Source organism: Enterobacter sp. A8 (assembly GCF_004296595.1).
Lineage (GTDB): Bacteria > Pseudomonadota > Gammaproteobacteria > Enterobacterales > Enterobacteriaceae > Enterobacter > Enterobacter cloacae.
Genome location: NZ_SCMF01000001.1, coordinates 660131 through 682360 on the forward strand (window position 1 = coordinate 660131; position 22230 = coordinate 682360).

At 56.3% G+C, this 22230-nt stretch carries 22 protein-coding genes; 11 read left to right on the plus strand and 11 right to left on the minus strand.

The annotated features are described in order from the left end of the window. Positions 1 to 40 precede the first annotated feature (40 nt). Positions 41 to 559, plus strand: a complete 519-nt coding sequence (locus EQV24_RS03105; protein ID WP_130626163.1) for a GNAT family N-acetyltransferase — start codon at positions 41 to 43, stop codon at positions 557 to 559. Beyond that, positions 556 to 1005 (plus strand): DMT family transporter, encoded by a 450-nt coding sequence (locus EQV24_RS03110; protein ID WP_058684645.1) that lies wholly within the window; start codon positions 556 to 558, stop codon positions 1003 to 1005. Before EQV24_RS03105 ends, EQV24_RS03110 begins: the two co-directional genes overlap by 4 nt. A 3-nt stretch (positions 1006 to 1008) precedes the next feature. Here the strand turns inward: EQV24_RS03110 and EQV24_RS03115 are convergent, their stop codons facing one another. Together EQV24_RS03115 and EQV24_RS03120 are read right to left on the minus strand one after the other, a co-directional pair. Beyond that, positions 1009 to 1242 (minus strand): YdcY family protein, encoded by a 234-nt coding sequence (locus EQV24_RS03115; RefSeq protein ID WP_058684644.1) that lies wholly within the window; start codon positions 1240 to 1242, stop codon positions 1009 to 1011. Between the two features lie 98 nt (positions 1243 to 1340). Continuing rightward, positions 1341 to 2939 carry an ABC transporter substrate-binding protein gene (locus tag EQV24_RS03120; protein WP_045294213.1) on the minus strand — a complete coding sequence of 533 codons (1599 nt, stop codon included), beginning with the start codon at positions 2937 to 2939 and terminating at the stop codon, positions 1341 to 1343. 283 nt (positions 2940 to 3222) lie between these two features. Here EQV24_RS03120 and EQV24_RS03125 point away from each other — a divergent pair, with 283 nt between their 5' ends. The 3 genes from EQV24_RS03125 to EQV24_RS03135 are packed head-to-tail and all read left to right on the plus strand — an operon-like array spanning position 3223 to position 9726. Continuing rightward, positions 3223 to 4569, plus strand: a complete 1347-nt coding sequence (locus EQV24_RS03125) for an SrfA family protein (protein WP_130626164.1) — start codon at positions 3223 to 3225, stop codon at positions 4567 to 4569. A 4-nt stretch (positions 4570 to 4573) separates the two neighbouring features. Beyond that, positions 4574 to 7555: a virulence factor SrfB gene (locus EQV24_RS03130; protein ID WP_130626165.1), complete on the plus strand. Its 2982-nt coding sequence runs from the start codon at positions 4574 to 4576 to the stop codon at positions 7553 to 7555. Further along, the gene (locus EQV24_RS03135) at positions 7552 to 9726 is read left to right on the plus strand and encodes a virulence factor SrfC family protein (RefSeq protein WP_130626166.1); all 2175 of its coding nucleotides are present in this window, start codon (positions 7552 to 7554) and stop codon (positions 9724 to 9726) included. The genes EQV24_RS03130 and EQV24_RS03135 overlap by 4 nt, the downstream gene beginning before the upstream one ends. Before the next feature lie 56 nt (positions 9727 to 9782). Here the strand turns inward: EQV24_RS03135 and EQV24_RS03140 are convergent, their stop codons facing one another. Together EQV24_RS03140 and EQV24_RS03145 are read right to left on the minus strand one after the other, a co-directional pair. Further along, complete coding sequence (locus tag EQV24_RS03140; protein ID WP_130626167.1) at positions 9783 to 10538, minus strand: alpha/beta hydrolase; 756 nt, start codon at positions 10536 to 10538, stop codon at positions 9783 to 9785. Positions 10539 to 10624: 86 nt separating this feature from the next. Beyond that, positions 10625 to 10798 carry a GhoT/OrtT family toxin gene (locus tag EQV24_RS03145; protein ID WP_013096478.1) on the minus strand — a complete coding sequence of 58 codons (174 nt, stop codon included), beginning with the start codon at positions 10796 to 10798 and terminating at the stop codon, positions 10625 to 10627. 244 nt (positions 10799 to 11042) lie between these two features. Between EQV24_RS03145 and EQV24_RS03150 the strand changes: the two genes are divergently transcribed. The 3 genes from EQV24_RS03150 to EQV24_RS03160 are packed head-to-tail and all read left to right on the plus strand — an operon-like array spanning position 11043 to position 11937. Next, entirely contained in the window at positions 11043 to 11369 is a 327-nt protein-coding gene (locus EQV24_RS03150; protein ID WP_047023121.1) for a DUF1971 domain-containing protein, read from the plus strand. 27 nt (positions 11370 to 11396) lie between these two features. After that, positions 11397 to 11750, plus strand: coding sequence for a DUF1971 domain-containing protein (locus EQV24_RS03155; protein WP_130626168.1), 354 nt, complete (start codon positions 11397 to 11399; stop codon positions 11748 to 11750). A gap of 4 nt (positions 11751 to 11754) precedes the next feature. Continuing rightward, positions 11755 to 11937, plus strand: coding sequence for a DUF1869 domain-containing protein (locus tag EQV24_RS03160; RefSeq protein WP_023621263.1), 183 nt, complete (start codon positions 11755 to 11757; stop codon positions 11935 to 11937). A gap of 38 nt (positions 11938 to 11975) precedes the next feature. Here the strand turns inward: EQV24_RS03160 and patD are convergent, their stop codons facing one another. The 7 genes from patD to EQV24_RS03195 form a co-directional block, all read right to left on the minus strand. Then, a complete protein-coding gene (patD, locus tag EQV24_RS03165) occupies positions 11976 to 13400 on the minus strand; it encodes an aminobutyraldehyde dehydrogenase (protein ID WP_062729492.1) in 1425 nt (474 codons plus the stop codon). 24 nt (positions 13401 to 13424) lie between these two features. Continuing rightward, the gene (locus EQV24_RS03170; RefSeq protein WP_130626169.1) at positions 13425 to 14231 is read right to left on the minus strand and encodes an ABC transporter permease; all 807 of its coding nucleotides are present in this window, start codon (positions 14229 to 14231) and stop codon (positions 13425 to 13427) included. Continuing rightward, positions 14221 to 15165, minus strand: a complete 945-nt coding sequence (locus tag EQV24_RS03175; RefSeq protein WP_130626170.1) for an ABC transporter permease — start codon at positions 15163 to 15165, stop codon at positions 14221 to 14223. Before EQV24_RS03175 ends, EQV24_RS03170 begins: the two co-directional genes overlap by 11 nt. Before the next feature lies 1 nt (position 15166). Continuing rightward, entirely contained in the window at positions 15167 to 16180 is a 1014-nt protein-coding gene (locus EQV24_RS03180; protein ID WP_130626171.1) for an ABC transporter ATP-binding protein, read from the minus strand. Positions 16181 to 16197: 17 nt separating this feature from the next. Next, positions 16198 to 17343, minus strand: coding sequence for a putative ABC transporter substrate-binding protein YdcS (gene ydcS, locus EQV24_RS03185; RefSeq protein ID WP_130626172.1), 1146 nt, complete (start codon positions 17341 to 17343; stop codon positions 16198 to 16200). Between the two features lie 273 nt (positions 17344 to 17616). Next, positions 17617 to 19026 carry a PLP-dependent aminotransferase family protein gene (locus EQV24_RS03190; RefSeq protein ID WP_020689183.1) on the minus strand — a complete coding sequence of 470 codons (1410 nt, stop codon included), beginning with the start codon at positions 19024 to 19026 and terminating at the stop codon, positions 17617 to 17619. A gap of 82 nt (positions 19027 to 19108) precedes the next feature. After that, entirely contained in the window at positions 19109 to 19297 is a 189-nt protein-coding gene (locus EQV24_RS03195; protein WP_020689184.1) for a hypothetical protein, read from the minus strand. A 392-nt stretch (positions 19298 to 19689) separates the two neighbouring features. Here EQV24_RS03195 and EQV24_RS03200 point away from each other — a divergent pair, with 392 nt between their 5' ends. Genes EQV24_RS03200 through EQV24_RS03210 form a run of 3 tightly spaced genes read left to right on the plus strand, consistent with a single transcriptional unit; the run spans position 19690 to position 22228 of the window. Beyond that, positions 19690 to 21090, plus strand: coding sequence for a cytochrome ubiquinol oxidase subunit I (locus tag EQV24_RS03200; RefSeq protein WP_130626173.1), 1401 nt, complete (start codon positions 19690 to 19692; stop codon positions 21088 to 21090). Continuing rightward, entirely contained in the window at positions 21090 to 22100 is a 1011-nt protein-coding gene (gene cydB / locus EQV24_RS03205) for a cytochrome d ubiquinol oxidase subunit II (protein WP_100168161.1), read from the plus strand. The genes EQV24_RS03200 and cydB overlap by 1 nt, the downstream gene beginning before the upstream one ends. Beyond that, complete coding sequence (locus EQV24_RS03210; RefSeq protein ID WP_013096467.1) at positions 22100 to 22228, plus strand: DUF2474 domain-containing protein; 129 nt, start codon at positions 22100 to 22102, stop codon at positions 22226 to 22228. The genes cydB and EQV24_RS03210 overlap by 1 nt, the downstream gene beginning before the upstream one ends. Positions 22229 to 22230: the final 2 nt, after the last annotated feature.

The window sequence follows — 22230 nt, forward strand, 5'->3', positions numbered from 1 at the left end:
ACGTAATAACATAGTAAACAACACATTCAGGGGTTCCATCATGATCGTTCGTCATGCCTGCAAAGAAGACTGCGCCGCTATTGGTGAAATTTACAACCACGCGGTGCTGCACACCGCCGCGATCTGGAACGATACCACGGTCGATACTGATAACCGTATCGCATGGTTTGAGGCCCGCACCCTCGCAGGTTATCCGGTTCTGGTAAGCGAAGAGAATGGCATCATCACCGGCTACGCCTCCTTCGGTGACTGGCGCGCCTTTGACGGTTTTCGTCATACGGTAGAGCACTCGGTTTACGTCCACCCGGATCACCAGGGCAAAGGCATTGGCCGTATGCTGATGAAGGCGTTGATTATTGAAGCCCGTGACATCGGCAAGCATGTGATGGTGGCGGGGATTGAAGCGCAGAACCACGCCTCTATCCATCTTCATCAGACGCTTGGCTTTGTTACAACGGGCCAGATGCCGCAGGTGGGCACCAAATTTGGCCGCTGGCTGGACTTAACCTTTATGCAGCTGCGGCTTGATGAGCGCAGCGATCCGGATGCGATTAAATGAACCAATCACTGACGCTGGCTTTTCTGTTGGCGGCGGGCATTGGCCTGGTGGTGCAAAATACCCTGATGGTACGCATCACCCAGTCCTCTTCCACCATACTCATTGCGATGCTGCTGAACTCGCTGGTCGGCATTGTGTTGTTTGTTAGCATTCTGCTGTTTAAACAAGGGGTCGCGGGGTTTAGCGAGCTGGCATCCACGGTACGCTGGTGGACGTTGATCCCCGGGTTGCTGGGTTCATTTTTTGTTTTTGCCAGCATCAGCGGTTACCAGAATGTTGGCGCGGCGACAACCATCGCCGTGCTGGTGGCAAGCCAGCTCATCGGCGGGCTGATAATGGACGTGCTGAAAAGCCATGGCATCCCGCTGCGGGCGCTGATCGGCCCGGTGTGCGGTGCAGTGATGCTGGTGGTGGGCGCGTGGCTGGTGGCCAGACGCCAGTTTTGAACATTACAGAATAACGCCGCCTTTGGTGAGCTGCTCCTGGCGCGCCTCCATCTCTTCTTTATGTTGCTTACCGTGGTGCGAAATCGCGGTACGCAGGCGCTGCTGCTGGGTATAGCGTTCATCGCGGCTCAGCTCAGCATCATCGCTCAGTTCAATCAGCAGTTCGTTCATATGCGCAATGACGCTTTCGTCAAGCGCGGCATCTACACGGGCGATAACTTCGTTTAAATGTGACATTGTCACTCCTTTTCATTGGCCCGGTGGCGCTGCGCTTACCGGGCCTACGTGGCATGAGTAGGCCGGGTAAGGCGTAGCCGCCACCCGGCTAAAAATGTTTAGTTCAGCTTCGCTTTTGAGAAATCACTGCCCATCAGGCTCACGCTGTAACCCGTGACGTTGCTGCGGGTTGCATAGAACGTTTTGCCGTTTGCCAGCGCAATCCACGGCGCCTGCTGATAGAAAATCTCCTGCGCCTGGCTATACAGCTTCGCACGATCGTCCGGGTTGCTGGTCAGTTTGGCTTTCTGCACCAGGGCATCATAATCCTTATTACACCAGCGCGCAGCGTTGGAGCCGGTTTTGATGCTATTGCAGCCCAGCAGCACATCGGCAAAGTTATCCGGATCGCCGTTATCCGACATCCAGCCGAACAGCGCGGAGTCATGCTCGCCTTTGCGCATTCCGGAAAGATACTCTCCCCACTCGTAAGAGACGATTTTGGCCTTCACGCCCACTTTCGCCCAGTCGCTCTGGATCATCTCGGCAATACGGCGGGAGTTCGGGTTGTACGGACGCTGTACCGGCATTGACCACAGCGTGACCTCCGCGCCCTTCTCCAGTCCGGCCTGCTTCAGCAGGGCTTTCGCTTTTTCCGGGTCGTAGCTGTAATCCTTCAGATCTTTATTAAAGCCCATCATATTTGGCGGAATTGGAGATTTCGCGACCGTACCGGAGCCCATAAAGACGGCGTTAACGATGGCCTTTTTGTCGGTGGCGTAGTTCAGCGCCTGGCGCACCAGCACGTTATCAAACGGCTTTTTCTCGGTATTGAACGCCAGATACCCCACGTTCAGCGCATCGACGGAGTGCAGCGTCAGGTCTTTGTTGTTCTTAATGACATCAAACTGCACCGGAGATGGCGCAGGAATGATCTGGCACTCATTGGTTTGCAGTTTCGCCAGACGAGTCTCCACGTTTGGCGTGATAGAGAAGATCAGGTGTTTGGTCGGGACCGGGCCTTCCCAGTAGTTCGGGTTAGCCACATAGCGGATCAGAGAATCCACTTTGTACTGCTGGAGTACATAGGGGCCGGTTCCGATTGGCCAGGTATCGACATTCTCAGGCGTGCCTTTTTTCAGCATTGCATCCGCATATTCGGCAGACAAAATGGAGGCAAAATCCATGCCCCAGTCGGCCAGGAAAGCGGCGTTCGGTTCACTGAGGGTGAACTGAACATGATAATCATCGACCTTTTTAACGTCCTGGATCAGCTTATCGAGGCCGACGTCGTTAAAGTATTCGTAATTGCCCTGCGACACATTGTGATACGGGTGTTTAGGGTCTTTCTGACGCATGACCGAGAAAATAACGTCATCGGCATTAAAGTCGCGCGTCGGTTTGAAGTATTTGTTGCTGTTGAACTTCACCCCTTTACGCAGCGTAAAGGTATAGGTCTTGCCGTCGGGTGAAATCGTCCAGGATTCCGCCAGAGACGGAACCGGGGTGTTTTTCACCGGGTCGAAATTGATCAGGCGGTTATAGAGTACCTGAGAGCTGGCGACGAATGACGGGCCTGAGCTGGCAATTTGCGGGTTGAACGACTCGGGGGACGCTTCAGAACAGTAAATAAGGGTGTCGTTGTTTGCCGCCCATGCGGCACCGGCTGGTAAAATAGCGCTCAGCGCAAGGGCGAGCAGTGTTTTCCCTGTAGACATGGTTATAACCCTGACAGTTTTATTATATAGGACAGTAATAACAGCACAGCCGCTATAAGCTGGCAAATAACGAAACACTATCAGGTTATTCTAAAGCCGCGTTTTTCGCTGGTTTTACAGCCAGTGCCGAAAAAGGTGATTTGTCTTAAGTTCCATTATCCGTCAAGCACAACCGTCACGATCTATGCCGCAAGAAATCGGCGCTTTTAGCGTCTCTTCCTCCGTTTGTTTGCTTTCCGGTTTCGTTAAAGTAACGGTGTGAAGAAGTATATGGGATCAAATCGTGGCAAAAACTCTTTTACGCAGCGGTAATCTGGATGATTTTCAGGCCGTTGGCGGCGGCGGACAAGCCGTTTTTGAATCAGCGTTGCAAATACGTGAAGCACTCCGGTTGCGCAAACAGCAGGCCATTGTCGACTGTCTGGCCATTCCGCAGGTCAACGACGGCGGTGACCGCGTGGACTGGTACTCCCCGGTGGAAGGTAGCGTCACCAGCTGGAAAACGGCCAATGAAGATGACCGTTTTCGCGCCCTACGCTATCTGGAAAATACCCTTGCCAGCGTTGAATCGCTGAGTAAGAAATGCCTCCAGTCGCCTAAAACCGCACAACAGCTTTTTGGCTCCTTGCTGTCGAAAGCCTTCCAGTTCCCGAGCGAAAATTTCCTTTATCTGGTCAACGGTAAACCGGTCATTGCGTTCTGGGGATTTGTAAACCTGAACGAAAATGCACGCGATGACGTACTCGACTGCCTGCGCGAATCGCTGATCCCTGAGCCCGCGCCGGTGGTGATTGAAGATCCTGAACCGGAACCAGAACCGACCCCGGCCGTCACCTTTGAACACGCTGACGAACCTTTGATCGCCCCGGCCACGGTTGTGCGCATTACGCCTGAAGCGCTGTATGAGCCTGAGCCCGCACCCGCCGTTGCGCCGCCTGTTGAAGAGCCTGCTCCTGCGCCCGTCGTGAAAAAGCGTCGCGTGCCCTTATGGTCGCTGCCGGTTGCCGCTGTGATCGTTGCCGCCATTGCCGCCCCGCTGCTGTGGCCAAAACTGGCCCCTTCGGCAGAGCCCGCGCCAGCAGCCGCCCCGGCACCGCAACCCGTGGCGATTGCCCCAAAACCGATTAAAGCGGTTGAACCACTGGCGATGAACCTGCCGCTGCATCAGGCTGAGGTGGTAGAGAGTAAAGCGAAGGAACCCGATCCCGCTCCGGTGTCTGCCCCGGTGGTGATTGCCGCGATCCCGAAAGATGCCATGGTCATGGAGGCCGGTCAGGTCAAAGCGGGCTCGACGCGTTTCCTGAACGGCACCTGGCGCGCCATTCTTGACGTAAAAGATCCGGTGACCGGCAAACCGCCGTCACTGCGCTATCAGATCCAGAACAACAAAGGCTTCGCCCGTGTTGTGCATGGCGATAACGTTGTGTGCCGCGTAGAGGTTTTCTCCGGCCTGCACAGCAATGGCGAGCTGATGATTAAGAGTCGCGGCAATGCACGCTGCACAGACGGTTCCCGCTACCCGATGCCGGAAGTCTCCTGTAAAGCAGGCACCAGCGATGTCGCCGAATGCAATGCCCGTTATGATGCAAAAACCGTCGTTCCACTGACGTTTAAGAAAGCAGGTGCCTGATCCTATGCTTGTAAATCTTTGCGACTATAAACAGAGCGTCACGCTTATTGCCAACAGCGGTGTGCAGTTCCTCGATTTCGGCCTGACCCCGCAGGACACCGCCAGCAACGGGCGTTTCGTGCGTAAAACCGCGAACGGCCCGCTTTTGCGCCTTGATTTCGACCTGGTTAACGGGCGTTATACCCTGCCCGGCACGGATGGCGGCCCGCCTGAGGTGGTCAAGCCTGAGACAACCATCGCGCTGCATCAGTCCCTGGCCGTGCTGGATGGCGTCTGGCTCCCCGTTCCGTTCCTGCGTTTCAATCCCCCGCGTACTTTTGTTGACGGCCCGGACAACTGGGCGCGCGTTCAGGTCCGCAAGCTGGAGACGCCGGACACCGCAGGCAACACCCATCGCGTCACCCTCGCCCTCGACAGCCAGATTGCGGAGCATGCCACCTCCGCGCTGTCGCCGGTGGAAAACGATATTCTTAACGGGACCCGCTTCGCGCTGGCCTGGCGCGATGCCGAAGTAGAAAATTTCCTCGACCAGACGTGGATAGATGGCTGGCTGCGCGAAGCGTTCACGCAGTACGCCTCGGACGTTGAACACCGTTCAGAACGCGATCTGCAGCAGGCCATGCGCAGCTTTGAGTATCAGGCACATTGGCTGAATGTGCTGACCATGCTTGGTGAACAGCTCACTGTGCCGGAAGTCAAATTTGTCACCCATACGCTCAGCACGCCTGCCATTCCGGTCGATTTGATCCTCGACGTGGGCAACACCCATACCTGCGGCGTGATTATTGAAGATCACGGCGACGCCAACGACGGTCTGCGCCAGACGGCCGAGTTGCAGGTGCGCTCTTTAAGCGAGCCGCAGTTCCTCAATGAGCCCCTGTTTACCAGCCGCCTGGAGTTCTCGGAAGCACGCTTTGGCAAACAGCACTTCTCGGTTGAAAGCGGTCGCGAGGATGCCTTCGTCTGGCCTTCTATTGTCCGGGTTGGCGATGAGGCGCGTAAGCTGGCCATGCAGCGTCTGGGGACTGAAGGTAACAGCGGTATCTCCAGCCCGCGTCGCTACCTGTGGGATGAGACGCCGGTGGTGCAGGACTGGCGTTTCAGCCAGATGAACAGCAAAACCCAACGCGAGCCGCTGGCGACCGCGTTCCCGCTGATGAACCTGATGAATGATGACGGCGAACCGCTGTTTACGCTGCCCCAGGACGAGCGTCTGCCGGTTTTCTCCCCGCAGTACAGCCGCAGCACCCTGATGACCCATATGCTGTGCGAGCTGCTGGCACAGGCGCTGGGCCAGATCAACAGCGTCGCCACGCGCTTGCGTCTGGGCTTCCCGGCGTCTCCGCGCCAGCTGCGCACGCTGATCCTCACACTGCCCTCGGCGATGCCGAAGCAGGAGCGCGAGATCTTCCGTCGCCGCATGTTTGAAGCGATTGCCATCGTCTGGAAAGCGATGGGATGGCATCCGCAGGATGAAGACTTTGCCACCCGCAAGCAGCAGGATAAAAGCGTGGTGCCGGTGCCTGAGATCCAGATGGAGTGGGATGAAGCGAGCTGCGGGCAACTGGTCTGGCTTTACAACGAAGCGATCTCCCGTTTTGGTGGTCAGACGGAAGCCTTCTTCGCCTCCCTCGCCCGCCCGGATCGTGAACCCGAACCTGGTGTCCAGCCGGGTCGCGCGCTGCGCGTCGCCTCTATCGACATTGGCGGCGGCACCACAGATATGGCGATCACCCACTATCAGCTGGATGACGGCTCCGGGAATAACGTCAAAATCACGCCACAGCTTCTCTTCCGCGAAGGGTTTAAAGTGGCCGGCGACGACACGCTGCTGGACGTTATCCAGCGCTATGTGTTGCCAGCCCTGCAAACGCAGTTGCAGAAGTCCGGCATTGCGGACGCGTCTCTGCTGATGGCGTCGTTGTTCGGTGACTCCGGGCGTATTGATACCCAGGCGGTATTGCGCCAGCAGACCGCACTTCAGCTCTTTATGCCGATCGGTCATGCGATCCTTGCCGCGTGGGAATCCAGCGACATTGACGATCCGCTGGCCGGTTTGCATGCCACCTTTGGCGATCTGCTGCCGCAGAAGCCGACCCGCAACGTGATGAACTACCTGCAGCAGGCTGTCGACCACGCTCTGCCTGCTGGCTCTGAAGCCTTCGACCTGTTTGCCGTGCCGCTGCATGTGAATTTCCGCGAAATGCAGGATGCGATGCTGGCAGGTCAGTTCACGCTGGCCTCTCCGCTCCATGCGGTGTGCGAAGCGATCTCTCATTACAGCTGTGATATTTTGCTGATCACTGGTCGTCCGGGGTGCCTGCCGGGCGTGCAGGCGCTGATCCGCCATCTCCAGCCCGTGCCGGTCAATCGCATCGTATGGCTGGATAAATACCAGGTTCATGAGTGGTATCCGTTCAGCCAGCAGGGTCGCATCGGCAACCCGAAATCGACCGCCGCCGTGGGGGCCATGCTCTGCAGCCTGGCGCTCGATTTGCGTCTGCCGCGCTTTAACTTTAAGGCGGCCGATATTGGCGCCTACTCCACCGTGCGCTATCTGGGCGTGCTGGATAACACCGTTAACACGCTGCGTGAGGAGAACGTCTGGTATCAGGATATCGACCTGGATAAACCTGGCGCAAAACTCGACGCCCGCTTGCATTTCCCGCTGCGTGGGAACGTCACGCTTGGCTTCCGCCAGCTGGCGAACGCACGCTGGCCGGCGACGCCGCTGTACACCCTGAGTATCAACTCGGCGGAACTGGCCAAAGCGATTGCTGGCGACGGCGTGCTGAACGTGCGGCTTAAGCTCTGCGGAGGCAGCAAGCACGAAGGCCCGGAATCTTTCGAGCTGAGCGACGCCTGGCTGCAGGATGGAACCCCTGTCCCACCAGACGCCTTAACCTTCAAACTGAATACTCTGGCCGATCGCCGTCATAGCGGTAGCCACTACTGGATCGACAGCGGGAGTGTATACCTGAAATGAGTGCAACGATGACCACCACGCAGGCCTTAATCGGGTGGATTAACGAGACGCGCCTGCACGCCCCGGTGCTGGATAACGATGCCGACGCTCTGCTGGCCCGTATCAATGCGGCGCAGGCGCGGGAGCAGGCCATTGAACAGGCCCTGACCCGGCGGAGCAGCATTGGTCTGTATGGCCACTCCCAAAGCGCCAAAGCGCATCTGTTGCTGTCCCTGTGCGGCAACGGTAACGGGCGGCTGAACGTCACCCCCGGGCAACGCACGTTTGACTACTTCTCACATATCAACCCGGGACATACCCTGACCAACATGGCACTGCGCTTCACCACTGAAAGCACAGCGGTGGACGATGAGGCTTTCCCGCTACGTCTGAGCCTGGTCACCGAGGCCGAGCTGGTGCAGCTGTTTATTGCCCGCACCATCTTACACCCGCAGATCCGCGCCGTGGATAAAGCCGTTATCGAGACGCGCCTTGAGAAGTGGCGCGGCCTGCGTCAGCCGCAGGGTGTACCGGGCATAACGGCGCAGGAAGTGGGCGCCATTGCCCGCTTCTGGCAGAGCACGGTACCTGCCGCCAGACAGCAAATTGATGATGTGCTGTGGCATCAGTTTGCGCAACTGGTGCCATCGCTTGATCTCACCACCCGGTCCAGCGTCTGGTCGCTTTTGTGGGGTGAGCAACAGGAACTGACCCAGCAGTGGTTAAAGCTCGCCCATGTTCTGCACCAGACCAGCCACGCCAGCGAACTTGCCGCCCCGCTCAGCCTGCTGGTGGATAACTTTGGTCTGCCTGGCGAAGGCTTCCTGACCCATGGCACCTTTACCCTTCCGGACGCTCAGGAGACGCTGCTGCATCCCCTGAACAACGGCGAGATGCTTAATGCTATTAGCCTCCCCGTCGATGTACTGGCATTCCTGACGCGTGAACTGGTACTGCCTGTCGAGAGCAGCGCGCTGGATAACGTCGATATTATTGATATCCCGGTATTTGCAGACAACAGCGCCGATCCGCTAAGCCAGGCCAAATGTCAGTGGCTGCTGGAACACTATCGCCAGCAGTTGCAGCCAGATGTGCTGGTGATCTGCAATGCGACCGCGCAGCACGACCAGACGGCAAAAAAAGCAAAGGTACTGATGAACTGGGTCAAAGAGACGCAGCCTGCGGAGGAGTCAGCCCTGCCGGGTCTGGTGTGGGCGATTACGCCTCACGACGCGCGTTTTACCACCCGGCAGAATCTCGATGAAGCGGTCCAGCATCTGCTGGGTAAACCGGGCCTGCGCTGGGGCACGCTGCAGGCGCTGGACAGCCACAGCATGCAGCGCGTCATCGAGTGGCTGTCACAGGCCACGTTACCTGCCCAGCGACAGAAACGTCTCAACACGCTGAAAACGGCGCTGCGCCAGGAGCTGTCAGCTTTAATGCACAGCTATCTGACACCACTGGTTGAGGAGCCTGCAGCAAGACGAACTCAGGCCGAGAACATGGTTCGTACCCTGCAAAGCAGCGCTGCCCGCCACGGCGAATTGCTCGAAGGGCTTCTGCCTCCGCTTAAAGCCTTTGAAACGCTTCTGGCCGTCCAGCAACCGCGCGAGGAGCAGGTCAACGGTCTGTTTACGGATACCATCGATCTGTTTGCCGATAATGCGCAGGAAAGTGCCAGCACGTTCCAGACAAAAGATAAAGCGCGCCTGGCGCATAAAGTGTGGATGAACCATTTGCGTCAGTGGAGTCGTAATGACGCAGCGGCCACACGCCTGGGTCTTGAGCCTGCGGTGTTACAGCAAATTGCCGAGGTTCTGGTGGTCGCCAGCTACCGTCTTAACCTGCCTCAGCAGCTTCAGCGTATTGTCGAAACCGACAAGAGCAGCGCCGCACAGCTGCATGCGGTGATAGGTAATTTCGTTGGCTGGCTGGGTTACGACCAGACGCCTGTTGCTGAACGTCCGGCAAGCCGCATCCGTAAGGGGCAGGCAATCTTTGTTACGCCCGTGGTTAGCAGCGCCGCGCCGCGCCTGACGCGCCTGGGGGAACAGCCTGTCCATGCGGCCACCGCATACGTTTACGACTGGCTGGTTGCCCTCTATAGCCGGGCAATAGAGAACATTGATTATCAGCACCCTCATGATGTTCAGCCTGACGCACGTCGGGCACTTCGGGCTTTAATCATGTAGCAGCCTTTGTTGCCGGGTGGCGCTGCGCTTACCCGGCCAACATTCCGCAACGATAATCACGCCGACATACACTCCGCTAACGTCTGCGCCAGTGCCGACGGGTTTTCCCACGACATGGAGTGCCCCGCAGCAGGGATGATTTTGACCTCAACGCCCTTCTGCTTCAGGCGCTCCACATCGTCATCCGGTAAAGAGAGCTCGCCGAAAATCAACGTCACCGGGCAAGGCAGCGACAGAAATTGCGTTTCCCAGTCTGGCTCAACGCCCGCCACCAGGCTCGATGCGCCGCGCCAGACAGCATAAGGTGCATTACTTTGGAGGCACCCGGCCCACGCCGTTTTTTCTGCACAGAGCATGGCCTGATATCCCTGTTCCAGAAACTGCTGTTCCGTTTGTGCGGCAATCGAGCGGCTGAACATCCCACCCCCGGCATGAAAATTGGGTTCCGACACCATCAGCCCTTTAACACGCGATGCCAGCAGCCCCGCCGCTTCAATGGCGATGCTGCCGCCCATGCTGTGACCGTACAGCCAGAAGGCATCGAGCTTGAGATGATCCATCAGTTCAGCCACAACGCGGGCCTGATCGGTAGTTTTGTAGCTGTAGTGCTCAGGCTTATCGCTGTAACCGCTGCCGGGTAAATCGATGAGAATCGTTCTGCCCCCGCCAAACTGAGGGTCACGAACGACGCGGGGATATTCATAGGACGAGGCGCAGCCCAATCCGTGGATGAAGACGACGGGAACGCCGGTGCCGGGCAAATCATGCCAGCGGACGGTGCAACCCGCATGTTGCGAGTAAAAACTGTTCATAAGCACTCCTTTTACGATGCACTGTTTATTTATACAGTTATCGTAGCGGGAATGCCATGTTCATCGTTTAAAAATGGAAGCGTGCTTCAGAAAAGCGAGACCAGCAGCGCAACGGGGAAGCTCATCGGCCAGGTCGACCCTACCAGAAACGCGCTGAGCAGGCGGATGCGTTTACGATCTTTAGACAGGAACCAGGTGATTAATGCGCAGATAGAAGCCATGATTGCGTAAAAAACCAACATCTTTTGATACAACGTCATTCTGTATTCCAGAGCCGAAAAAATAACCGCACGCAATATGCGTCATATGTTGATACAGATCAAGTTTTTTCGTTACACAATAACCTCTTAAATATTAAGGCTAATAACAAATGAGTATCTTACATAACAATCAATGAGGTCTGGCAATAACATTCATTAATAACATGTATTTTAAATGCACATTTTGACAAATTCCCTCTCACGATTAGGAGTCTAATAAAGACAGACATTCATGGGAGGCAATATGCTACGCATTCCACAGCGCTGTATTCATACCCGTTCCACCCCATTCTGGAATAAAGACACCGCCCCCGCCGGGATTTTTCAGCGTCATCTCGACACGGGTACACGTCCGGGCATTTATCCTCGGCTGAGCGTGATGCAGGGTGCCGTGCGTTACTTAGGCTATGCCGATGCGTTGACTCCCGAGCCTGACAGCACATTAATTATCGAGGCCGGGCATTTCGGTGTTTTTCCGCCTGAGAAATGGCATCACATCGAGGTGATGACCAACGACACGCTGTTTAATATCGAATTTTTCGTCGAGCCAGAGGTGCTGAAATCGCTTTGAGCAACTGACACTTAAGAGGAAACCATTATGCTACGCATTCCTGAGAATTTTGTTCATACCCGCTCCACGCCATTCTGGAACAAAGACACCGCGCCAAAAGCCCTCTTCACCCACCATAATACGAAAGCCAGCGTATATGGCCGTTTGTCGGTGATGCAGGGGGCGGTGCGCTATTTTGGCTTCCCGGATGCAGACGCGACCAAACCGGATCTGGAGCTGGTGATTGAAGCCGGATCGTTTGGCATCTCACCACCGGAAAAATGGCACCGTATTGAACTTTTGACTGACGATACGTATTTCAATATCGACTTTTTTGCCGACCCCAACGTCACGCTTCAGGGCGCAGGCATCGGTAAAGTGGTCAATACACATAAGGAGTAACGGCGTGGGCAAATCAACTTACACCGTGACCGTTACCAACAACAGTAACGGTGTCTCGGTGGATTATGAAACAGAAACCCCAATGGAGTTGCTCATTCCCGATGTCGCCGCAAACGTAGTGAAAGATCTGGTTAATACCGTTCGCGCATACGATACAGAAAATGAACATGACGTTTGTGGCTGGTAAAAAAACGCCCGGCAATAGAAGCTGCCGGGCATGACTTCCTAGTGTTTTATCATCACATGCCGGACAACGGTATAATCCTCAAGCCCATATACCGACATATCTTTCCCATAACCGGATAACTTCATGCCGCCGTGTGGCATTTCGCTTACCAGCATAAAATGGGTATTCACCCAGGTGCAGCCGTATTGCAGACGCGCACTCAGCCGGTGAGCGCGCCCCACATCCTGGGTCCAGACGGACGAGGCCAGGCCATATTGTGAATCGTTAGCCCAGGCCAGCACTTGTTCTTCGTCGTCAAATTCGGTGACGCTCACCACCGGGCCAAAGACTTCACGTTGTACAATGGCATCTTCCTGTTTTGCCCCGGCCAGCAGGGTTGGCTGGAAGTAGTAACCCGCCCCCTCTTTTTTACTGCCGCCCGTCACCACGCGGATATGGCTGAGCGCTTTGGCCTCCTCCACAGCCTGACTGACGCGCGACAGATGCGCTTGCGAGCTCAGCGGCCCCAGCTCGGTAGAGGCCTCTTCCGGCGCCCCCATCTTCAGGCTGGCCACCGCTGCGCCCAGTTTTTCCACCAGTGCAGCATAAATGCCCTTCTGGGCATAAATTCGGCATGCTGCAGTGCAGTCCTGCCCGGCATTGTAGAAACCAAACGTCCGCACGCCCTCGACGACCGCATCCAGATCGGCGTCATCAAAGACGATAACCGGTGCCTTGCCGCCCAGCTCCATGTGGGTACGTTTTATGGATGAGGCGGTATGGCCAATGATGTGCTCCCCGGTTGCAATTGAGCCGGTGAGTGACACCATGCGTACTTTCTCATGCCCGGTCAGCGGATCGCCTACCGTTTTTCCGCGCCCGAACAGCACATTCAGCACGCCAGCGGGGAAAATATCCTTCGCCAGTTCGGCCAGTTTTAAGGCGGTCAGCGGCGTAATCTCAGAAGGCTTGATGACCACGCAGTTCCCGGCGGCCAGCGCAGGTGCCAGCTTCCACGCCGCCATCATTAGCGGGTAGTTCCAGGGGGCGATGGAGGCGACAACCCCGACCGGATCGCGACGGATCATCGAAGTATGCCCGTCCAGATACTCACCCGCCGCCAGCCCGTTCAGGCAGCGGGCCGCGCCAGCAAAGAACCGAAACACATCGACCACAGCGGGGATCTCATCGCCCAGCGCGCAGTGCAGCGGCTTACCGCAGTTCAGGGATTCGAGTCTGGCAAACTCGTCGGCATGCGCTTCAATAACGTCAGCCAGTTTCAGCAGGCATTCGGCACGCGTTTTGGGCGTGGTTTGCCCCCACTGTGCGAACGCCCGATCGGCTGCCTGCACGGCCGCGTCGACCTGCGCGGCAGATGCTTCAGCAATCTCCAGCAGAACCTCTCCGGTGGCAGGGTTATAGACTGGCTGTTTTTCCCCCTCGCCACTCACCAGTTCACCATTAATCAGCAGTCGTTTTTGCATAGCATTGTCCCGTTGAAATAAATGTTATTTCCCGCTCCCGGCGCTGTTCTCGCCGTCGCAGGTTAGCCACCAGGCTCCCAGAATGGGGAAGGTTGTCACCAGCATAACCAGCAGTGCGACCACGTTGGTGACCGGCACGTCACGCGGACGTCCGAGCTGGTTAAGCAACCACAGCGGTAACGTGCGCTCGTGTCCCGCGGTAAAGGTTGTGACGATAATTTCGTCAAACGACAGAGCAAACGCCAGCATGCCCCCGGCCAGCAGCGCCGACCCAAGATTGGGCAGGACCACGTAACGGAAGGTTTGCCAGCCATCGGCCCCTAAATCCATCGATGCTTCAACCAGGCTCCAGGAGGTGCGTCGGAACCGGGCAATCACATTGTTAAACACCACCACCACGCAGAACGTGGCGTGCCCGACAACGATGGTAAAAAAACCAGGCTCCAGATTGAAGGTTTTGAAAGCGGTCAGCAGCGCCAGACCGGTGATGATGCCCGGCAGCGCTATCGGTAACAGCAGCAACAGCGAAATGGCGTTTTTGCCAAAAAACGCGCTACGCCACAGCGCCGCTGCAGCAAGCGTGCCAAGTACCAGGGCAATAGCCGTCGCTAACGTCGCGATTTTAAGTGACAACGTCACGGAATCGATGATGTCGCCACGCCCCGCCGCCACGCTAAACCACTTCAACGTCAGCCCCTGCGGCGGGAAGCTGAAGGCCGCGTCCTCAGTATTAAAAGCGTAGATGGCAATAATCAGCAGGGGGAAGTGGAGAAAGATCACCCCGCCCCAGGCGGCCACTTTCAGGAACAACGGTGCGCGTTCAGAGTGCATCGAATGCTCCCAGACGTTTCACGAACGCCAGATAAAGCGAGATAAGCACAATCGGCACCAGGGTGAAGGCGGCAGCCATGGGCATATTGCCGATGGCCCCCTGCTGGGCATAGACCATATTGCCAATGAAATAGCCAGGCGGGCCTACCAGCTGTGGCACGATAAAATCCCCCAGCGTCAGAGAGAAGGTAAATATCGAGCCCGCCGCGATACCCGGGATCGCCAGCGGCAGAACAACATAACGAAAGGTCTGACGCGGACGCGCGCCGAGATCGGCAGAGGCCTGCAACAACGAGGCAGGCAGCCGTTCCAGCGCCGCCTGCACGGGCAGGATCATAAACGGCAGCCAGATGTAGACAAAGACCAGAAACCGCCCCAGCCCGGAGGTCGATAACGTGTTCCCGCCAATCGCCGGGAGCGTCAGAACAGAGACCAGGATCGGCTCCAGCCCCAGATGGCTGAGAAACCACTGCGCCACGCCATCTTTCGCCAGCAGTAGCGTCCACGCGTACGCTTTGACGATATAGCTCGCCCACATCGGCAGCATAACGGCAATATAAAAGAACGCTTTCCATTTGCCGCTGGTGTAACGCGCCATATACCAGGCCATCGGGAAGGCCAGAATGGCGCTGGCGAGGGTGACCGCAATCGCCATCACCAGCGTACGGATGATGATGTCGTAGTTTGCCGGGTTAAAAAGTGCCTGAATGTTCGCCAGCGTCAGGTCCGGCGTCACCGACATGGTGAAATCATCAAAGGTATAAAAGCCCTGCCACAGCAGCGTAAGGAGCGATCCCAGATAGACGATGCCAAACCACATCAGCGGTGCCAGCAGCAGCAGGAATATCCCGAGTGACGGTTTGCGCCAGAAGTGCGCGGTCATGCGGCTTAGGGTACCGCGCGATGCGGGAGGATGTAAGACGCTCATCGCCATTTCACCCTTCCTCATGCAGGCGGATCATGGCGTCGCGCGACCATGACGCCAGCACCGCCTGCCCCGGCTCAACGCCGGTGTGCAGTATGTCCGCGCTGAGATTGGCCTGGCTCACCAGCAGTTTTGCCCCCCCGGCAAGTTTCAGCTCCAGGCGCGTTGCCGCACCCTGATACTGGACAGCCTGAACCACGCCTTCAACCTGAACCTCACCGCTCTCATTGAGTCGGATATGTTCCGGTCGAAGCGAATAAGCACCCTGCATGCCGCACACTTTCTGCGCCAGTGCCGCATCGAAAACGTTCGAGGTGCCGACAAAACTGGCCACGAACGGCGTACGCGGCCGCATGTATAGCTCACGCGGGGTATCCACCTGCTCAATGCGTCCGTTGTTGAAAACGGCGACCCGGTCGGACATTGACAGGGCTTCCCCCTGATCGTGGGTCACAAAAATAAAGGTGATCCCGAGTGCCTGTTGAAGTTTTTTCAGCTCGACCTGCATCTGTTCACGCAGTTTCAGATCGAGCGCCCCCAGCGGTTCATCCAGCAACAGCACGCGGGGTTCATTGACCAGCGCACGCGCAATGGCAACGCGCTGACGCTGGCCGCCAGAAAGCTGCGACGGCTTGCGCGCAATGGCAAAGCTCAGCCCGACCTTTTCCAGCGCCTCCTGCGCCAGTGCATGGCGTTTTTTCTTGTCGATGCCTTTGACCATCAGCCCGTAAGCGACGTTATCGAGAATCGACATATGCGGAAACAGCGCGTAGTCCTGGAACACCGTATTGACGTCTCGCTCCCACGGAGGAAGCTCACTCGCTTCTTTACCGAAGATTGTGATCGCCCCGCCGGAGAGTTGTTCAAAACCGGCGATCAGCCGAAGGCAGGTGGTTTTGCCGGAGCCCGACGGCCCCAGCATGGAGAAAAACTCCCCGTCACGAATGGCAATGCTCACCCCATCCACCGCCCGTACGTCGCCGTACAGACGGGAAACGTCATTAAACTCTACCGCGTACGTCATGTTCTGCTCCCGGATGATTAACGGCCACCCATGATGGCGATGTAATCCTGCGTCCAGCGGCTGTAAGGCACATATTTGCCGCCTTCGGCGATCGGGGTTTTCCAGAACTTGATTTTGTCAAAGGCGTCGTAACCGTTGGTTTCACAGCCTTTCTCACCCAGCAGCGTACTGGCCTTACACCCTTGCGCCACCACCGGCAGAGAGCCAAACCACGCCGCCAGATCGCCCTGCACTTTTGGCGTCAGCGACCAGTTCATCCATTTGTAAGCACACAACGGGTGTTTTGCCTGCGCGTGAAGCATAGTGGTGTCTGCCCAGCCCGTGACGCCCTCTTTCGGGAAGACGGTCGCGATCGGCTGGTTTTCGGCTTTCAGGGCATTCGCCTGGTATGGCCAGGCGCTGGACGCCACCACGCCTTCATTCTTAAAGTCACTCATCTGTACGGTGGTGTCATGCCAGTAGCGGTGGATCAGGGCGTGCTGATCGCGTAGCACTTTCAGAACCGCTGCGTACTGTTCTTCCGTCAGCTGGTAGGGGTCGTTAATACCCAACTGGGGTTGAGTGGCCTTCACAAACAGCGCCGCATCGGCAATGTAAATCGGCCCGTCATAGGCCTGCACGCGGCCCTGGTTGGTTTTACCGTCCGGTAAGTCCTGTTTTACAAACACCACGCTCCAACTGTCCGGCGGTGTCGGGAAGGTTTTGGTGTTGTACATCAGCAGGTTTGGCCCCCACTGATACGGCGTGCCGTAGACGTTGCCGCCCACGTTAAACCATTCACCTTTAACGAGGCGCGGGTCGAGGGTTTTCCAGTTGGGGATGAGTTCCGGGTTAATCGGCTGAACGCGTTTGCCCATAATCAGACGGAGCGACGCATCTCCGGACGCGGTGACCAGGTCATACCCGCCTTTCGCCATCAGGCTCACCATCTCGTCCGACGTGGCGGCGGTTTTGACGTTTACCGCACAGCCGGTCTCTTTTTCAAACTGGGTTACCCAGTCATAATTTTTATCCGTTTGTCCCCGCTCGATGTAACCCGGCCAGGCAATAATATCCAGCCGACCCTCTCCGTCGCCAATCGCTTTCGGTGGCTCGGCGGCTTGCGCGGTCATTATGGCCATACCAAGCGCACACAGGCTGCTGCGGGCAAATTTTTTGCTCATAAACATTACTCCAGTCGCAATGAGAATTTAGCGGCAGCCGTGCCGTAAAAATATCTCCCTCATTAAACGTAGACCGCGCAAATGCCCCGCACCGTGCGGCTTAAGGAAATTTCATCAAGGTGTGACCGAGGGCGCATTCCCCGTTAACTGGATTATAGACAAGGGGTTAGGCGTGAGAGGTGGTATGCAGATTTCGTATGATGCGACGCGGCAAAATGGTCGCCGCGGCGGCAAAAAGATAAGCAATGATTATTTAGCGAGAGACCGGAATCGTTATTTCAACATGCTGCTGATTAATTTCCCTAACTGAATAACGGCCTGCTCTTCCCGCTCTCCCCATGCCCAGGAGGTATTAAAACGGAAAAAAGGTGTCCAGACATCTGAGGTGGAAAACATCTTGCCTGGGGCAATACTGATGTGATGGCGTAACGCCTGTTCGCTTAACAGCCCTGCATCCAGCTGTGCCGGAAGCTCCAGCCACAAAAAGTAGCCGCTGTCGTTATGATGGATTTTGACGCCCGGCGGCATATGGCGCAAAAGTGACTGCCACGCCTGCTGTTTACGCTCGGCCAGCGTGCGTCGCAGGCGGCGAAGATGGGCGTCGTAGCGTTTGGTCGCCAGGTAATCCACCAGCGCCAGCTGCATCGGGGAGCTGGTAGAGAGCGTGCTCATCAGCTGAAGCTGCTGAATGCGCCGCGCATGTTTACCCGCCGCTACCCAGCCGATACGAAAACCGGCCACCAGACATTTCGAAAACGAGGAGCAGTGCAGCGTCATGTCCTGACGATCCCATGCTTTCGCCGGGAGCGGCTTTTCACGGCCAAAATAGAGCTCGCTGTAGACATCATCTTCAATCAGCGTGACGTTGTGCCTCGTCAGCAGCGCCACAAGCTGCGCTTTTTTCTCCGGGCTGAGCGTAAAGCCAAGCGGATTTTGACTGTTGGTCATTATCCAGCAGGCCTTGACCGGGTAGTCATTCAGCGCCTGTTCAAGCGCATTGAGATCGATTCCCTCGCGCACGTCCGTCGCAATCGACAGGGCCTTCAACTTCAGGCGTTCCAGCGCCTGCAGCGCGCCGTAGAAACAGGGGTTTTCGACAATCACCCAGTCCCCCGGCTCGGTCACCGCCTGGAGACTCAAGTTCAGCGCTTCGAGCGCGCCTGCGGTGATCACGATCTCCTCCGGTGAGATATTCATCCCCTGCTGTGCATAGCGGCGGGCAATGGCGTGGCGCAAATCGACATTACCCGGCGGCAGGTTTTCAATCACGCTCATCGCCGTCGCGGTTTTGCTGACGTTAGCCAGCGAGCGGTTGAGTTGCTGAAGCGGGAAAAGACGCGGGTCGGGAAAGGCGGAAGCGAAAGGAACAACCGACGGGTCGCGGCTGGCCTGCAGAACGTCGAAGATATAGGTGTTGATGTCCACCGCTTCGTCGCGCATGACCTGTGCAGGTGGCGCTGGCTGTTGTGCGGTCGGGCGCGAGGCAACGTAATAGCCCGACTGCGGTCTGGCGACAATGCGTCCCTGACTTTCCAGCATCTGATACGCGTGGCCCACGGTCATAAAACTCATGCCGCTGCTCGCCACCTGCTCTCGCAGAGAAGGCAGCTTATCGCCCGGCAACCATACGCCAAGCTCAATCTGCGAGATAATTTGTTGCGCCAGACGCTGGTATTTTTTCATCAGATTCTCCTTATTGCGGACAGTGTATATCAGCAGGAGAAAAAGAGAAGATTTTGCTAACTGTTATGGTTTATGAAATGAATTACTTACGGTACTCGGTCACATGATTGTGTGCGAGACGCGCCGCGGCCAGATGGTCGAGTGTAATCATTGGCGATTTGCAAAAAATGCATTTTGCGCCGAAGGGATTTTTCTCAGACACATCAAAGGCTGAAGTACGGTACTGCGAGCCATGACAGCATGGGCAGCGAAAATGGATATAAGAAGTCATAGGATTCTCCTGTAAACGTAAAAACGTAAATTACTCATGAGCCGATCAGGCGATAATGGTTTGAAACAAAACTAATCGGAATGTAGATAAAGACCCAAGAGAGGCTGCGGAGAGGCACAACGTGATGAGAACTGCTTTATAAAACTACGTCAGATATTTATTTGGACTCAAAACCAGAAGACCATTAACGCACGGTGCTGAGGACAAAGCAAGCGGTTTAATGCATAAAATTCATTAAAAAAATATTTTTATGCCCTATAAGGAAGTATATCAGATGGCAAAAGCGGGAGGTTTTTGTCAACTGTTATGGTTAAATTTCGCGTTTCTGCGTCTGATAGTCTTATCTGCGCCTCTGTACCATAACAGCACACCGTTTGACATTGAGGCTGTGCATGTTTGGTTTAGATGCTTTTCACCTTGCACGGATACAGTTTGCCTTTACCGTATCCTTCCACATTATTTTCCCGGCAATCACTATCGGCCTGGCAAGCTATCTTGCTGTGCTTGAAGGGCTGTGGCTGAAAACAAAAAATCCGGTCTGGCGATCGCTGTACCACTTCTGGTCCAGGATTTTTGCCGTTAACTTTGGCATGGGCGTGGTCTCCGGGCTGGTGATGGCGTATCAGTTTGGCACTAACTGGAGTGGATTTTCGCAGTTTGCGGGCAGCATTACCGGCCCACTTCTGACCTATGAAGTGCTGACCGCCTTTTTCCTTGAGGCCGGATTCCTCGGCGTGATGCTGTTCGGCTGGAATAAAGTCGGACCTGGGCTGCACTTCTTCGCCACCTGTATGGTAGCGCTGGGGACAATTATCTCCACCTTCTGGATCCTCTCCTCCAATAGCTGGATGCAGACCCCACAGGGCTATGAGATCGTCAACGGGCAGGTCGTCCCGGTAGACTGGTTTGCCGTGGTCTTTAACCCCTCCTTCCCTTATCGTCTGCTGCATATGTCGATAGCCGCCTTCCTCAGTAGCGCCCTGTTTGTTGGCGCATCGGCGGCATGGCATCTGCTGCGCGGAAACAATACGCCTGCCATCCGCGCTATGTTTTCTATGGCGCTGTGGATGACCCTGATTGTGGCCCCCATCCAGGCAATAGTCGGTGATATGCATGGGCTGAACACCTTAAAGCATCAGCCTGCCAAAATCGCCGCCATTGAGGGGCACTGGGAAAACCCACCGGGGGAACCTACCCCGCTACTGCTGTTTGGCTGGCCGGATATGGAACTGGAGCGCACCCTTTTTGGCCTGGAGATCCCCGCTCTTGGCAGCCTTATCCTGACGCACAGTCTGGATAAACAGGTTCCGGCGCTCAAGGAGTTCCCGAAGGAAGATCGTCCAAATTCCACCATTGTCTTCTGGTCGTTCCGCATTATGGCGGGCTTAGGCATGCTAATGCTGCTGCTCGGCGTGGTGGCGATCTGGTTGCGCTATAAAAAGCGCGTTTACACCTCGCGCCCCTTCCTGTGGTTTGCCCTGCTGATGGGGCCTTCAGGGTTGATCGCCATACTGGCCGGATGGGTGACCACCGAAGTAGGACGCCAGCCGTGGGTCGTCTATGGGCTTCAACGTACCCGGGATGCGGTATCCGCCCATGGCGATCTGCATATGAGCGTCAGTTTGCTGGCTTTCTTCGTCGTTTACACCTCGGTCTTCGGCGTCGGTTACAGCTATATGGTGCGCCTGATTAAAAAAGGACCTCAGCCTCACGAATCGTTCGCCACCGAGGCCGATGGACGTCCGGCACGCCCGCTTTCCGCAGTTACCACTGGCAATAAGGAGCAGCCATAATGGGTATCGATCTTTCCATTATCTGGTTTGTCATCATCGTCTTCGCGACGCTGATGTATATCGTGATGGACGGTTTTGATCTGGGGATCGGCATTCTGTTCCCGATGACGCAAAACCCGGACGATCGCGATGTGATGGTCAACAGCGTCGCCCCGGTCTGGGACGGGAATGAAACCTGGCTGGTGCTGGGCGGCGCTGCCCTCTTCGGTGCCTTTCCGCTGGCCTACGCGGTGATTATCGATGCCCTCACCATTCCGCTGACATTAATGCTGATCGGTCTTATTTTTCGTGGCGTGGCGTTTGAGTTTCGTTTTAAAGCAACGCCAGCGCACCGTCCGTTCTGGGATAAAGCCTTTATTGGCGGTTCACTTCTGGCGACGTTTACCCAGGGCGTGACGGTGGGTGCCGTCATAAACGGGTTTGCCGTCACCGGGCGTGCCTATACCGGCGGTCCCTTTGACTGGTTTACCGCGTTTAACCTGTTCTGTGGCGCGGGTCTGGTGGTGGCCTATGCGCTGCTGGGCGCCACCTGGCTGGTGATGAAAAGTGAAAATGCCCTGCAACAGCGGATGCGCGAAGTTTCTAAAACGCTCTTAATTGTGCTGCTGGCCGTTATCGCGGCGATCAGTCTCTGGACCCCGCTGGCGCACCCGGCCATCGCCGCGCGCTGGTTTACGCTGCCGAACCTGTTTTATCTGTTGCCGGTTCCGGCTCTGGTCGTCCTGCTGAGCCTGTATCAGTGGCGCTGCCTGAATAATCTGCAAAGCCATAATCGGCCGTTTATCCTGACGCTGGGGCTTATTTTTCTCGGCTTTAGCGGGCTTGGGATCAGCATCTGGCCGCATATTATTCCACCGTCGATCACCCTGTGGCAGGCGGCCGCGCCGACACAAAGTCAGGGCTTTATGCTGGTAGGTGCGTTGTTGATCATTCCCGTGATTCTGGTCTACACCTTCTGGAGTTATTACGTATTTCGCGGAAAAGTACAGCATGGGGAGGGTTATCACTGATGCAACAGCCTGTCTGGAAACGATTGCTGTGGCTGGCCATTATCTGGGGCGGCAGCGTACTGGCGCTGGCAGCTGTCAGTATGTTCTTCCGCATGCTGATGACGGCCGCCGGGTTTAAATCTCACTGATC